14 protein-coding genes are annotated in these 15025 nt (G+C 34.9%); 11 read left to right on the top strand and 3 right to left on the bottom strand.

The features are described 5' to 3' along the window. Window positions 1-338: 338 nt before the first annotated feature. The 10 genes from murA (at window position 339) to H9636_RS02100 (ending at window position 8502) form a co-directional block, all read left to right on the top strand. Window positions 339-1652, top strand: a complete 1314-nt coding sequence (gene murA, locus H9636_RS02145; RefSeq protein ID WP_191706010.1) for a UDP-N-acetylglucosamine 1-carboxyvinyltransferase — start codon at window positions 339-341, stop codon at window positions 1650-1652. 347 nt (window positions 1653-1999) lie between these two features. Further along, window positions 2000-2788, top strand: coding sequence for a stage II sporulation protein D (gene spoIID / locus H9636_RS02140; protein ID WP_318240982.1), 789 nt, complete (start codon window positions 2000-2002; stop codon window positions 2786-2788). A 67-nt stretch (window positions 2789-2855) separates the two neighbouring features. After that, entirely contained in the window at window positions 2856-3515 is a 660-nt protein-coding gene (locus H9636_RS02135) for a M23 family metallopeptidase (protein WP_191706008.1), read from the top strand. Window positions 3516-3809: 294 nt separating this feature from the next. After that, window positions 3810-4067, top strand: a complete 258-nt coding sequence (locus H9636_RS02130) for a sporulation transcriptional regulator SpoIIID (RefSeq protein ID WP_122971477.1) — start codon at window positions 3810-3812, stop codon at window positions 4065-4067. Window positions 4068-4286: 219 nt separating this feature from the next. Then, window positions 4287-5285 carry a rod shape-determining protein gene (mreB, locus tag H9636_RS02125; protein ID WP_191706007.1) on the top strand — a complete coding sequence of 333 codons (999 nt, stop codon included), beginning with the start codon at window positions 4287-4289 and terminating at the stop codon, window positions 5283-5285. 47 nt (window positions 5286-5332) lie between these two features. Further along, the gene (locus H9636_RS02120; protein WP_191706006.1) at window positions 5333-6169 is read left to right on the top strand and encodes a flagellar hook-basal body protein; all 837 of its coding nucleotides are present in this window, start codon (window positions 5333-5335) and stop codon (window positions 6167-6169) included. A gap of 17 nt (window positions 6170-6186) precedes the next feature. After that, the gene (locus H9636_RS02115; RefSeq protein ID WP_191706005.1) at window positions 6187-7026 is read left to right on the top strand and encodes a flagellar hook-basal body protein; all 840 of its coding nucleotides are present in this window, start codon (window positions 6187-6189) and stop codon (window positions 7024-7026) included. A gap of 53 nt (window positions 7027-7079) precedes the next feature. Next, entirely contained in the window at window positions 7080-7361 is a 282-nt protein-coding gene (locus tag H9636_RS02110; protein WP_191706004.1) for a DNA-directed RNA polymerase subunit beta, read from the top strand. A gap of 77 nt (window positions 7362-7438) precedes the next feature. Further along, on the top strand, window positions 7439-7876 hold the full coding sequence (gene fabZ / locus H9636_RS02105; RefSeq protein WP_191706003.1) for a 3-hydroxyacyl-ACP dehydratase FabZ: 438 nt from the start codon (window positions 7439-7441) through the stop codon (window positions 7874-7876). A 155-nt stretch (window positions 7877-8031) separates the two neighbouring features. After that, on the top strand, window positions 8032-8502 hold the full coding sequence (locus H9636_RS02100; protein WP_191706002.1) for a hypothetical protein: 471 nt from the start codon (window positions 8032-8034) through the stop codon (window positions 8500-8502). 72 nt (window positions 8503-8574) lie between these two features. Here H9636_RS02100 and H9636_RS02095 read toward each other — a convergent pair whose 3' ends face one another. Continuing rightward, window positions 8575-9000: a YwpF family protein gene (locus tag H9636_RS02095; protein ID WP_191706001.1), complete on the bottom strand. Its 426-nt coding sequence runs from the start codon at window positions 8998-9000 to the stop codon at window positions 8575-8577. A 253-nt stretch (window positions 9001-9253) separates the two neighbouring features. Here H9636_RS02095 and H9636_RS02090 point away from each other — a divergent pair, with 253 nt between their 5' ends. Then, on the top strand, window positions 9254-9670 hold the full coding sequence (locus tag H9636_RS02090; protein ID WP_191706189.1) for a single-stranded DNA-binding protein: 417 nt from the start codon (window positions 9254-9256) through the stop codon (window positions 9668-9670). Window positions 9671-10125: 455 nt separating this feature from the next. Here H9636_RS02090 and H9636_RS02085 read toward each other — a convergent pair whose 3' ends face one another. Together H9636_RS02085 and H9636_RS02080 are read right to left on the bottom strand one after the other, a co-directional pair. After that, on the bottom strand, window positions 10126-12975 hold the full coding sequence (locus tag H9636_RS02085; protein ID WP_191706000.1) for a DEAD/DEAH box helicase: 2850 nt from the start codon (window positions 12973-12975) through the stop codon (window positions 10126-10128). Then, window positions 12972-14573, bottom strand: coding sequence for a hypothetical protein (locus tag H9636_RS02080; RefSeq protein WP_191705999.1), 1602 nt, complete (start codon window positions 14571-14573; stop codon window positions 12972-12974). The genes H9636_RS02085 and H9636_RS02080 overlap by 4 nt, the downstream gene beginning before the upstream one ends. Window positions 14574-15025 lie beyond the last annotated feature (452 nt).

Raw genomic sequence — 15025 nt, 5'->3', positions numbered from 1 at the left:
CGTTACATAACATATATTTAGATTATAGTAAACATACAATCTTTATTTTCTTGAAAGATTTTTGTATTTCCTGGGTAATAATGTTGTAATATGTTGTAGTACTTTATGCATGTTTAATGAAATTTTATGTAATTAGTGACATGAAATTCACCATTATGTTTAAATTAGCGTATTATAAATTGTAGAAAATTATTGTGTTTTCGTGTAAAATAGTGATTTAGATGCTTGTTTATATCATCTTTAAGCTGTACTATATTGATAGTTTGTGTGTTTTAAATATAAAAACGAATATTTCAGATTTTGACAGTTTTGGACAAATGAATTCGGAGGGACGAATTGTGGAGAAAATCATTGTTACGGGAGGCCAAAAATTACGAGGAATCGTAAAAGTAGAAGGTGCCAAAAATGCCGTATTACCAATTCTAGCAGCATCATTATTAGCTTCAAAGAATCATAATATAATAAGAGACGTTCCGAATTTAGCGGATGTTCATACAATAAATGAAGTACTAAAAAGCCTAAATGCAAATGTAGAATACAACGAAGAAAAAAATGAAATCCATATAAATGCAGAAAAGCAATTATCGAGTGAAGCTCAGTTTGAATTTGTTAGTAAGATGCGTGCTTCTATACTTGTAATGGGATCTTTACTGGCTCGGAATGGTTATGCTCGTGTGGCATTACCAGGTGGCTGTGCAATCGGCTCAAGACCAATTGAGTTGCATTTAAAAGGTTTTGAAGCAATGGGTGCTACAATTTCCTTTGGTCATGGATTTGTTGAAGCAAAAACAGTAAATGGTTTAAAAGGTGCTGAAATTTATTTAGATTTCCCAAGTGTGGGAGCAACTGAAAACATAATGACAGCAGCAGCATTAGCAAAGGGTACGACAATTATTGAAAATGCTGCTAAAGAGCCTGAAATTGTAGATTTAGCTAATTTCATTAATAGTATGGGTGGTCGTGTCATTGGAGCTGGAACGGATACAATCCGAGTTGAAGGTGTAAATGAATTGCATGGTACAACTCATCATATTATCCCGGATCGCATTGAAGCTGGAACGTTTATGGTTGCAGCGGCAATTACGGGTGGTGACGTATTTATTGAAAATGCTGTGCCTGAGCATATGACTGCACTTGTAGCTAAATTACGTGAAATGGGTGTTGAGGTAATTGAGGAACAAGAGGGCTTACGTATTCGTGCGACACAGCCTTTAAAAGCGGTTGATCTTAAAACGATGCCACATCCTGGTTTCCCAACAGATATGCAAGCTCAAATGATGGCATTAATGCTTACTGCTGAAGGAACAAGTATTATTACGGAAACAGTGTTTGAAAACCGTTTTATGCATGTTGAAGAGTTTAGACGCATGAATGCACAAGTGAAAATTGAAGGACGCTCTGTATTTATTGAAGGTCCTGTTAAATTGCAAGGAGCAGAAGTTGCTGCCACAGATTTACGTGCTGCTGCAGCATTAATTTTAGCTGGACTCGTTTCTGAAGGAGTTACTAGAATTACGAAATTACACCATTTAGATCGTGGTTATGTTAATTTCCATCAAAAACTTGCTTCTTTAGGTGCGATTATTGAAAGAATCGAAGATCAGTCTGATGAAGAAGCAGTTGTGGCAGAAGAACAAGTTGTTGAAATCTAATACCTATCATTAACTCATCATTGTAAATTTCTTTTTTAAATTAAACATATGTTTTAGTACAGATAAATATTACAAAATTACGACAAAATTCATACATTTGAGTTTTGTCGTTTTTAGTTATATGTTTATAAATTTTTATTTAAAAAGTTGAAATATTTTATAACTCTCTATCATAAATAATATGTATGAAAAAAATAAAAAATTTCAAAAACCAGATAATAGTCGTAACAATCATTTGTTTCATTGCTGGACTCTTTTTCTTTCCTTTTCTCTTTAAAAGTCATGAAAAAAAAGTCGTACAACGAGGAGGTTCCTCTATTAATAACGCTTGTGAAATAACAATTCAAGTGAGTGGAAGTGATATTCCGATTGATTTAGAGGAGTATGTTATTGGAGTTGTTGCAGCCGAAATGCCTGTAAGTTTCCATATAGAAGCATTAAAAGCACAAGCAATTGCTGCAAGGACCTATGTGTTAAAAAATACAAATTATGGACAAACACCTATTGAACCTACTGTTGCAAAGCAAGTTTTTTATGACGAGGATACGAGAAAAGAAAATTGGGACAAGTCTTATGAGGAATTTGAAAAAAAAGTGAAAGAGGCAGTTAAAAGTACTGAAGGCGAAGTGATTTATTACAATGGAGAACTAATTACAGCGATGTTTCATTCTATGAGTAATGGTATGACAGAAAGCTCAAAAAACTATAGTGGAACAGAAATTCCTTATTTACAATCCGTTGCAAGTACCGATTTTCAATATGCAGAGAATTACGAACAAATCACGACTTTTTCCCTTGAGGAATGGAATAAGCGATTAAAGACGAATTGGACAATAGATGATGTGAAACAGTTACGCTTGCAACGAAACAATACTGGAAGAGTCGAAAGGGTATTAAACGATAAAAATGAATGGACAGGCAGGGAAATACGAACACTGTTAAATTTGCGTTCTACAGATTTTCAAATTGATGTAGTCGATGGTGAAATCGTTGTTAAAACAGAAGGATATGGTCATGGTGTAGGTATGAGTCAATACGGTGCTGATGCAATGGCTGATCATGGCTCAACTGCCCATGAAATTATTGAATATTACTATAAAAATACGAGTATTGAAAAATTAAATTGTAAAAAATAAGGATTTTTTTCCAAAATGTGATTAGAAATGTAAAAATTTGTTCACACTTCTACTTGAGGTGATGAACATGAGAGAAGAAAAACAAATTAAGCCTTCTCCTAACAAAAACAGTTGGCAGAAAAAGCCATGGTTTTGGCCGACAATTTATGCAGGAATTGCTGTAGTTTTAGTTGGTCTGATTTTCAGTTATACAGCACTTATTGGTGATGATGAGGAAAAAGAAGTTGCCCAAAATGGAACTGCTTCAGATGATTCAACAGTCATTGAAACAAACGCTAAAACAGAAACATTGAAATATCCTTTCGATGAAAAACAATTAGATAATGTAAAAGTTTTACAAGACTTTTACGATGTGACTGCAGATGAAGCAACAAGAGAAAATGCACTTTTAGTGTTTAATCAAACATTCTCAACTTCTTCTGGCGTATCATTGGCTGTTAATAATGAACCTTTTGAAGTACTTGCTGCGATGAGTGGTGAAGTGAAAGAAGTAAAACTTGATGCATTTACTGGAAATCAGATTGTCATTACACATCCAAATGGAATGGAAACACGTTATAGCTCTGTAACGGATATTCTTGTAAAAGAAGGCGACACAGTCGTTCAAGGTCAACCATTAGGCACTACAACTGAAAATGAATGGAATCCTTCAGCTGGAAACCATCTACACTTTGAAGTGTTACAAGATGGAGAGCATGTAAACCCAAGAAACTTTTTAGCTTTCTAATGATTTAACAAACGAATCAGATTTTGTACAAGTATTGATGATGACAAAACGTCCATATCCTTTATAACATTGAAACTTCTAAAAGCTTTCAACGTCTAATTAAGGATATTGGGCGTTTTTGTTGTTTTCTTAATAAATATGGTTCTGAAATTGTGAAAAAACTCATATTGTGAATAAACGTTAAATCGCTAGTTGCAAACGTCAATGAAACACTCATAATATGAACACGTTGAAAAAAACACCTTTTCGTTAGCAAAACGGCACATTCTTATATCCGATAGAAAGGAAGAGAACGTGCACGAGCACATTCGGCATCGTTGCGTTAGGCTAGGAGAGCTACTTATTGAAACAGGTGAGACGGTTCGTGTCCTTGCGAAAATGACGGGTTATTCTAAAAGTACAGTTCATAAAGATCTAACTGAACGATTATTCTTAGTCAATGAACAATTAGCAAATGAAGTGAAAGAAATATTAGCATATCACAAATCAATTCGTCATTTACGAGGAGGCGAGGCGACACGTAAGAAGTGGCAATCCCGACAAAACCATTGAAAGAGCATTTAGTTTGGCTGTATAAGTCAACTAAGTGCTTTTTTACTATGTAGGTATAAAGGAATTGGAAAATAAGTAATTAAAAATATATGATTGACAAACACTTAATCATACATAAATAAAGATGTAATTAATATTCGAATATGATAAAATATTCTAGATTAATGTAGAAAACTGAAGTCGAATTATGTTGGATAAGGTAGGAAGGGGAATTATATCATGTTTTCTAAAGATATTGGAATCGATTTAGGAACTGCGAACGTGCTCATTTTTGTCAAAGGAAAAGGAATTGTATTAAATGAGCCGTCCGTTGTGGCAATCGATAAAAATAGCAAAAAGGTACTAGCAGTTGGAGAAGAAGCCCGTCAAATGGTTGGACGAACACCAGGTAACATCATTGCTATTCGACCATTAAAAGATGGTGTTATTGCAGATTTTGATGTAACAGAAGCTATGTTAAAATATTTTATCAATAAGTTAGACTTAAAAGGGATGTTCTCTAAACCGCGTATTCTAATTTGCTGCCCAACGAACATTACAAGTGTAGAACAGAAAGCGATTCGTGAAGCTGCAGAAAAATCAGGCGGTAAGAAGGTGTACTTAGAAGAAGAACCGAAAGTAGCTGCAATTGGGGCTGGAATGGATATTTTCCAACCGAGCGGTAACATGGTAGTTGATATCGGTGGTGGTACAACTGATGTAGCAGTTCTTTCAATGGGAGATATCGTTACTAGTGAATCCATTAAAGTAGCTGGAGACGTTTTTGATAATGATATTTTGCAATACATAAAAAAAGAATACAAACTTTTAATTGGGGAACGAACAGCAGAAGCAATTAAAATTAATATTGGTACAGTTTATCCTGGTAGCCGTGAGGAGTCAATGGAAATTCGTGGTCGTGACATGGTTACAGGATTACCAAGAACAATTACAATCCATTCTTCAGAAATTGAAAAGGCACTACATGAGTCCGTTTCTTTAATTGTCCAATCAGCGAAAAATGTATTGGAAAAAACACCACCTGAATTATCAGCTGATATTATTGATCGTGGTGTGTGCATTACTGGTGGTGGTGCCCTATTACACGGAATGGATCAATTATTAACAAAAGAATTGAAAGTACCTGTTTTCGTTGCTGATAACCCAATGGACTGTGTAGCAGTTGGGACAGGCTTAATGTTAGACAATATCGACCGTTCACCAGGTTCAAGAATTTAGTTGCGTCACAATACACATGTCATTTAACTTAAATAGAGGTGATAGGTATGTTTAAAGGCTTTTATACTGTCGCGACAGGAATGGTATCCCAACAGCGAAAAACAGAAATTATTACAAACAATATGGCCAACGCTAATACACCTGGCTTTAAAGCAGATCAATCGACCATTCGTTCCTTTCCGGACATGCTTTTATCAGCAGTAGGGAATACTAATATACCTACAAAAAATGGATTGAATTTTACCGAGACAGATCCAATTGGTTCGTTAAATACGGGTGTATACTTACAAGAAACGTTAGGAAATTATACACAGGGTTCTATTTATGAAACGAGCCAAAAAACCGATGTCGCGTTAATAAACGGTGAAATGCCTGTTGATGAACAGTCAGGTCAAACGGGGACAATCTTTTTCCGGCTCGAGCATCCAGATGGTGGGGAAGCTTATACACGTAATGGTAATTTTACGTTAGATGGACAAGGTTATTTAGTAAATAGTCAAGGACTGTATGTTTTATCTGCTACTGGAGAACGTATTCAATTACCAAGTGACGACTTTACCCTTTCACAAAATGGAGATATTTATGTTGAGGACGCAATAGTTGCATCTCTTGGTGTTGCTTTTTCTGGAAATCCAGATGTACTAGAAAAACAAGATAACGGATTATTTCGTACTGTAGACGATACTGAACTTCCTTCAGCTTATGGGCAAAATAATGTAACATTCTCGATGCAACAAAGTTTCCTTGAAGGATCAAATGTTGATTCAGCTCAATCCATGACAGACTTATTAACTGCTTATCGTGCCTTTGAAGCAAATCAAAAAGTTCTTCAAGCTTACGATAAAAGTATGGACAAAGCAGTAAATGAAATTGGAAGAGTTTAAAGCTAGGGGGATTATTTATGCTACGTACAATGATAACGGCAACCAACACGTTAGGACAGTTGCAAAGCCAAATTGATACAATTAGTAACAATATTTCTAATAGTAACACAGCTGGCTATAAAGCAAATGAGGCGACCTTTTCTGAACTTTTATATCAACAGTTTAATAATGAAGAAATGGACAGAACGGTTCGTAATTCACCGGTCGGAATCCGTTATGGGGTTGGTGCATACATCGGTCAAATTCAAACAAATTTTTCACAAGGATCACTTCAAAAAACGAATCGTGATTTAGATCTTGCTTTCACAAAGGAAAAACAATACTTTAATATTTTAATGCCAAATGGTGAAGATGGGCAGCGTCTTGTCTATTCTAGACAAGGTGATTTTTATGTGTCTCCTGTAGAAAATGGTCAAGTTATGCTTGTGAACGGTGATGGGTACCCAGTTGCAGATAGTAGCGGCAACGCGATTTATTTCCCTGATAATGTAACGAACTTTAATTTATCGAGTGATGGCACTTTACGCGTAAATTTATCTGATGGGGAAACTTTAAATGTTGAGTTAGGGATTACGGAACTACATACTCCTCAATTGTTAGAACATGTTTCTGGTACATATATTGCACTCCCTGCCAATTTCGGAGAATTAGGTTATAATGAAGAAGATGTATTAACGAATTTACAAGGTGGCGCACGGGTTGAAGTTGGAATAACAAACGGTGCATTAGAGTCTTCCAATGTGGATCTTTCCACTGAAATGACAAATTTAATTAATGCGCAACGTAATTATCAATTTAATTCACGTGCTGTTTCAATTGCTGATCAAATGTTAGGGTTAATTAATGGAATTCGATAATTTCTTGATGGTAAAATGAATCTTTCACTATATTTTCTAAGGGGAGAACGGCAATGTTTAATGTATTAAAAAAAGAATCAGAAAAGCCGAAAGTTCCTCAAGAAGAAAAAAAAGAAAAAAGGGACAAAACCATTTCTGAAAAACCTATAAGATGGTATAGTTTTCGTCTTTTTCCTATTTGGTTAAGAATACTCCTTGTCCTAATCTTACTTATTATTGCCGCAGTTTCTGGATTGATGATAGGTTTTGGTGTTATAGGTGATGGAGAAGCAATGAATGTGCTAAAATGGGGAACATGGCAACACATCATTGATTTAATAGAAGGGAAAGAATAGTAAAATAACTATTCTTTTCACCTTTATTAGTTCAGTAACGAATGAAAATACATACAATTTTTAAGGGGGAATGGGAAATGCTAACTGCTGAACAAATTCAGGCTATTTTACCACACCGCTATCCATTTTTATTAGTGGATCGTATTATTGAAGTTGAAGAAGGAAAACGAGCAGTAGGATTAAAAAATGTATCAATTAATGAAGAGTTTTTTAATGGCCATTTTCCAGGATATCCAATTATGCCGGGAGTATTAATCGTTGAGGCATTGGCTCAGGTTGGCGGAGTGGCATTATTAAAATCTGAAGAGTATAAAGGCCGTCTTGCTTTTTTAACTGGAATTGATAATTGTCGTTTTAAACGTCAAGTAGTACCTGGCGACCAATTAAAACTAGAAGTTGAATTTGTAAAACTACGCGGTGCAATGGGGAAAGGACATGCTGTTGCAACGGTAGAAGGCGAACTTGTTTGTGAAGCAGATATTTTGTTTGCAATCGGTCCAGTTCAACCAAAATAAATGGATTTCTACTTTTAACCAATGTAAAGATTAAGAAGAATAGCAAAAATAGGTTACATCTTTTTTTCGGATATTTCCTTCCTTTCTCGGGCACTCTATGAATAATCACATTCCTTATGTGATGGAGTGTAAAAGTTGAAAGGAGGGAATTTTTTATGTGGAAAAAACCGGTTTTTGCATTTATTTTAGGAACAGCATTGTTAGTCGGATGTAACAATAACGGAGAAGATGCTGCCGATGAAGTAGGAGAAGACATCAATAGAGGTGTTAACGAAGTACAAGAAGGCGTAAATGAAGGTGTCGATAACGTCCAAGAAGGTGCAGATGACGTCCTTGAAAACGACTCCTATGATAACGGAAATGATGTAAATAACGGTACAAATGATGCTGTAGGTGAAGATTCATATAATGATGCTAACCGTGGCCCTGAAGGTGAAGACTTTAATGCCGAAAATGGCACAGACAACACAGAGGACCAAGACGGTGTACAAAATAGTAATGGTGCTGGACAAAATGGTGTTTCTGGTGAAGTAAACAATAACGATGAACGCATTTTAGAAGGTAACCAAGAAGATATCATTGAAGATGAAAAAGATCTTAAAGACCGTGATAATCAAGATGAATAATCATATGCACTAACAGGATACAATACAAAAGAATCGTCTCACTTGAGGCGATTTTTTTGTTGTCATCCAAATTTAAGACTCCTTTAATCGTGGTCTTTCACGCATTCCCTTTTTAAACCGTGTAAGCAATTCATCATTCGTTAAATTTTCATCTAGTAAATTTTTTAACAACTGTTCAGCATATTTATTACGTTTCGTTTTTATAGTACCTTTCAATAGTACTGAAATCCGATTTCCAATTTCACGAATATCCGTCACGACTACTTTAAATGGAGCTGGTTCATTATCTGGAAAGGATATAATAACCTGTACTTCGATTAAATCCCCAGAATCTTTATATGTTTCAAAAATGGATTGGTAATTTTTTGAAATAAAGAGTTCTAGTATCCACGATTTACGACTATTTTCTTGGTTGATGACGATTCCATCAATCAAGGGGATATTTAGCCCTCCATCTTCATTAACCAAATCAAACGAAAGCATTTTAAAAGTCTTCATTCACTTTCCCCCCAACTACAATATAGTTAATTTAAGTATAACATAGAAAAATTGCGAAATTTATTATTTGCCCCTTTCAATATAAAGTAGTTTTTTCTTACTCCCTCTAGTCTGAATCGAATTTTGATAAATTTTTGCTCTGTTGAAAATGTTGGTTTCATCTTTAGAAATAGGTCAAACTCGAATTTTCAGATTTTGCCAAAATAAAGTTGTCTAGTTATTATAAAGGCGTGGAGGAAAGGAGGTGAAGGATATGAACCAAGTCGGACTAGTCGGCCGATTTACTCGAGATCCTGAACTTAGACAAATCTCGGAAAGTCGAGTACAAACAAGTTTTTCTATAGCCGTCAATCGAAACTTTCGAAATAACCAAGGTAGTGTGGATGCAGATTTTATTCCTTGTATAGCATGGGGAAGGCTCGCAGAACGAATTGTAAAATACTGTGGTAAAGGGTCATTGGTTGGTATTAACGGCCGATTACAATCAAGATCCTATATGAATCGGGATAATTTGAAAGTATACACAATAGAAGTTGTTGTCGATGATGTCCGTTTCTTTATTTTAAAATCGCCGCAAAATAATGTCCCCCATCAAGGAATGGAGGAAGGCTTTGAATTGGAAAAAGAATTTGTACTCCCAGAAAATGGCGAACTTGTTTCTGTACCTTAAATAATTGGGGAATATTTAAGGGCAGGTATTAGAAATCTTGTGGAAGTCATAATGTTGTTGAAGGTATGAAGAATGGTAAAGAATCTCTAAGTATCTCTTGAAAGATGATTGTTGAAACGCTATATACGAACCCTCTTAAAGGAATTTTACAAAAAAACAAACAATTCATTAGTACCAAAAGTTAAAAGAACTTTACTTAGCTAAATTTCCTTCCTATCAAACGCAATTCTATATTCGAAAAAAAGAGAAGGGAGGTGATTATAAGACACTACTGCTTGACCGCACAGTAGTGGTCCCATTCCTCCTAAACTCTACATAGTAGAAAAGTAGAGAAATGTACAATTAAATATGGATTTGGAAAGTGAAGATGGATAACGAGAGACTGTTAAAAAGAGCCGAGGATTGTTTATCCTCGACTCTTTTCTATTGATCATATTTTATTTATTCCCATGATTTTATATGATGGTGCTTTCCTTTGTATCTAACATAAGTAAATCCATTAATTCATCCTCTTGTAATTCTGATAGCCAGTTACTTGATTGAATTAGCTCCTCCGATAAGGCAGACTTTATCTCGATCATTTTATCAATTTTTTCTTCAATTGTACCAATTGTAATAAATTTATGGACTTGAACAAATTGAGTTTGTCCAATTCTGTAAGCACGGTCTGTTGCTTGATTTTCCACCGCAGGATTCCACCAACGATCAGCATGTAATACATGGTTAGCAGCAGTCAAGTTTAAACCAGTACCCCCAGCTTTTAAAGATAATAAGAAGATTGGAAATTCTCCTGCTTGGAATCCGTCCACTAATTGATCCCTTTGTTGTTTTGGCGTGCTTCCTGTTAAGAATGGCACATCGATATCGTATAGCTCAGAGAAACAATATTGCAGTAAATGTCCCATACCGATATATTGGGTGAAAATTAAGCATTGCTCACCATTATCTACAATTTCAGCAGCTAATTGAACGATTCGTTTTAGTTTAACGGAACGGTTTAACATCACTTTTGCTTCATCAAAGGGCTCTTTTAAATAAAGGGCAGGATGATTACATAATTGTTTTAGTTTGCTTAACATTTGTAAAATACGGCCTTTCTTTTCAAAAGAAGACATCGTATTCAGCTGTGCCATCGTGTCCTCGATATATCCTTCATAAAGCGCGGCTTGCTCACTAGTTAAAGCACAAAATTCCTTTGTTTCTTGTTTATCAGGTAAATTCAACATTAAGTCTGGATCATTTTTAGTCCGTCTTAATAGGAAAGGTCGAATTTTTGTCCTTAAAATTTGTTTATGGCGTTCAGATTCTTCCCTTTCAATTGGAACAATGAATTGTTCTTGAAATCTACCGAAACTGCCTAAATATCCTTTATGAATAAAATCGAATATTGCCCATAATTCGGAAAGACGGTTTTCTATTGGCGTTCCAGTTAAAGCGATATGATGTTTTCCCTTTAATTTGCGAATCGCACGGGATTGTAATGTTTGCATATTTTTTATATTTTGGGCTTCATCTAATGTAACAGTTGCCCAATGGATATTTTGTAAAAACTCGATATCTTGCGAGATTGTACCATAAGTGGAGAGAACAATATTTGGCTTTTCATTAACGATCATTTGATGGAACGATTCATCTTTTAAACGAGACGAACTATAATGTGTATGAACTTTTAATGAAGGGGCGAAACGGACTAATTCCTTTTGCCAGTTACCTAAAACGGAAGTTGGACAAATAATAATCGTTGGTCGTTGTTCATCCAAAGTTTCATACGTATATAATAGATAACTGATGAGTTGTACAGTTTTACCAAGACCCATGTCATCTGCCAACACCGCCCCAAAATTTTGATTTCGCATAAAGGACAGCCATTCAAATCCTTCTTGTTGGTATGGACGTAATTCTGCTTGTAACCCTTTCGGCGGCAAGATGGATGGTAACCCTTTTTTGTGTTGAAGTTGATCTACATATTCCTTTAAAGATCGTTGCATTTCAAAGGTAAATAATGGGTCATCTCGTTGTGCATCTTCTTCGTCCTCTTCTAACGCTGAGAACTCATCTGGTAACTCACGGAATAACAATTCACGTACTGTCCAATTTTCTTCTTCTGCTTTGTCCATTAGTTCACGGATCTCATTCATCCAATTGGCATCTAATCGGAACCATTCATTACCGATGCGTACAAATTCCCGTCTTTCATCCACAATTTTTCGAAACTCATCATCAGATATATGTTCTCCATTTAAGGAGAGTTGCCAGTTAAAAGATAAAATATCATCTAATCCCGCTACAGATTTTTGTGATTGGTTACTTGCACTTACGCGAACGCGCATTTTGGTTTGCTTTAATTCCTTTAACCAAGTTGGTAACATAATTTCAAATCCAAGAGCACCTAACTTAGCAAAATCACCACGTAGTAAATTACGTACATCCCGATCTTCTAGCATAATATGTATAAAAGAATCTGGGACTACGTTATAACCATCTAGGTCCATTAGCTCTAACATTTGATACTGCATGTTTTTTATCTCTTGAGCATAGGGAAGCCATTTATCTGGAAGAGCCCTTTCAATTGGTAAGTGTCGTTTACGTACAGCTGGTGTCCAAACTTTTAACGTCTTTTTCGAGATTAATACAGTTTCTAATAGCCATTCAGAGGAACTTTCTTCGGGTTCCCTTAATCGTAAAGCTACTTTTATATCTCCAATAGAACGATCTTTATTTAATGGCCAACCACCATTACTGAAAAAGGGTAATAGTGAAGGAATATCATTGGTGGATAATCCTGCATAAGCTAATTTTTGTTGAACAGCCGTCGTTAAAATGGACTCACATTCAGATAGTGAAATGTCCTCTAATTGTCCGTAAATATTTTTTACGTATTCATCTTCCTTAAAACTTTCTGGTAATTGAAAGGAAATCATCTTTTCATTGGAATCCTGTTCAGTTAAAACGACATAATCCCATAGAGCACTATTGTTCCACAGTAGTTGAATAGCATGTAAGGAAGCAAGAAGTTTTTTTGATTTTTCATCTATTCCTATCAATTGAATAAACGGATGTTTATAGGCTGGTGAAATTAAATCAACAAGTTCTACTAAAGCTAAATGAATTCCATTTTCACTAAAGTTTGCATTTAAACCATAATAATTTGGTTCATAGCGATAAAATAACTGGTTGGACCAGTTGGCGGGTGGTATTCGTAAACCATCCTCATGGAACGCAATAACAGAAAAGAAACCTGGTTGCAGTTCTTCAAAAGTGACACGAATTGTTTTCGTAAAAGGTGTTAATTGAATTTCCGTCATGCCAGTAAATTTCCTTTCTCTAATTCTTCTTGCAATGCACGTAAACGTTTATATTGTTCACGGATAGATTGAATATAGTCTGTCCAAAAGTAAGTTTTACCACATTTTTTTGCGGCCGATTTCATCATCTTCCAAATCCGAACAGCTTGTTTATAATTCATTCTTGATTTTTGATTTACTTCCTCTAATGCATAATAGTGATATAAAGGTAATGTTACTTCTGGAGCTACTTCTAAAACTTCCTTCAGTCCACAAGTTTCCAAATAAGAGATGGAAGATGGATATAATTGATGAAGTGCAGCCCACTCTTCGTATCGTTTTACCTTCAATAAATATTGCGAATAAGGTTGAACCCCATATACCCCAAAGGCGGAAAATAACATTAATTCTTCTTGTTCCGTTAAATGTATATGTTCAAATAATGTATGGACTCTTCTCACATAAACTTGGCGTTGGGAAGGTAATAAGTAATCGTTTATATATTCATTTAAATGAGGAAGCATCGCTTTTAATATAAGTTCATATGCCCTCTCTTCGTTTCGTGAATAAGAAAATTTCGCTAGACCAAAGTATATGTTCATTTGATTCGGTTGAATAGTAGTTAAATTCTTCATTAACGAATCATAATCTTTTAGTATAATGTGGAAAACATTTAAAACCGTTGGAAGTGGGACATCATCACTTAATTTCCCGTTTTTATTACCTAAAGTTCCCTCAGCATATTGTTGTAGTATGCTCAATTCTTCTTCTGCTCTTCTTTTTTCAATAAAAATCGTATCCCAGAACAGTAAATAAATATTTAATCTTCTACCGATGTGATGCTTTCGCTCAAGGAGTAACTCCCTAACTAATACTTGAAGGGCATCGAAGAAAGGGTCCGTTGCAAAAAGTCGAGATTTTCCTGATATTTCATGAATAGTATTTTGAATAACTTCAAATCTTCTATCAAAGAAATATTCAAAATAATCATTATTGACATTTGATTGGTTTTCTAAAATATGCTGCCATAGTTTGTTTAAAATAGCGATTTCGATAAAAAGATTGTATATTGGTTGCCACTCTCGTTCGAAAGGAGTATGTTTTTTCAATTTTGAGTGGGCATTTTCTGCAATGTTTGAAATGAGATATTTTTCAATTTGCCGTCCAGCTTGTAATTGATGGGACATCACTTCATTCACCATCGCAAGCCAATTTTCAGGTGTTCGTTCAGAAGCTAACAAATGTAGATTCACACTCTTTTTAGAACGCCATTTTGAAGCCCAATCTTGAACGGAATCAATGTACTGGTATAAAGATAAAATGACACTTATTTTATGTCGGCACCATTGTTCTTGAGGACAGTTACATTGAATTTCTCCTTCTTTAAATTGAACGATGACATGGGTCGGCCTAACATCTTGTACGGTTGTATATAAAGTTGAAGTAGTTGGTACGTAACGTTCAAAGGTAACGGATTTATTTCGGACTGCAAATAACGCTCGGCGTATTAGTTCCTCGTCTTCCGTTACGGATGGATGTAGATTATGTTCAATGTGTTCTAATTGATTTATAATAAAATTTTTTTGTTCTCGTGCTAGTGTTGAAACAGATAACACCATATAATCGCCCCTTAGAAATACACAATCATTTTTCCAATAGGAAAAATAAATCGATGTCTTTTCAATGCGGAAGTTAATTGTTCAAATACACATCCGCTAAAAAAGTCTTTCCTTTCATTATAACTTGAAAATATAGGAATGATAAGCAAAAGGATAAATATATCTTATTTCTCACGAATTTATTAAATAATTAAAAATGATAAATATACGGAATTTTTTTAGACTTAATTTAGATTCTGTAAATAGCGAAACGACAAAAATCGATAAAATTAGTAAACAAAAACAAGTTTGAAACAAGAAAAGTATGGGGACTATAGCATTAATAAGCGAATGAATTCGTATGTTAGAGTAACAGAAAAAAATACATCCTCTGTTGTTCCTTTAAAGGGTATGTCCTACTCTATTCCAATATAGAAGCAATCGCTTTCAACACGGTTATTTGTTCAATCGGT

The organism is Ureibacillus galli (assembly GCF_014836845.1).
GTDB classification, from domain to species: domain Bacteria; phylum Bacillota; class Bacilli; order Bacillales_A; family Planococcaceae; genus Ureibacillus; species Ureibacillus galli.
The sequence above is the reverse complement of the archived record's forward strand: the minus strand, read 5'-3'. Positions and strand labels throughout refer to the sequence as shown.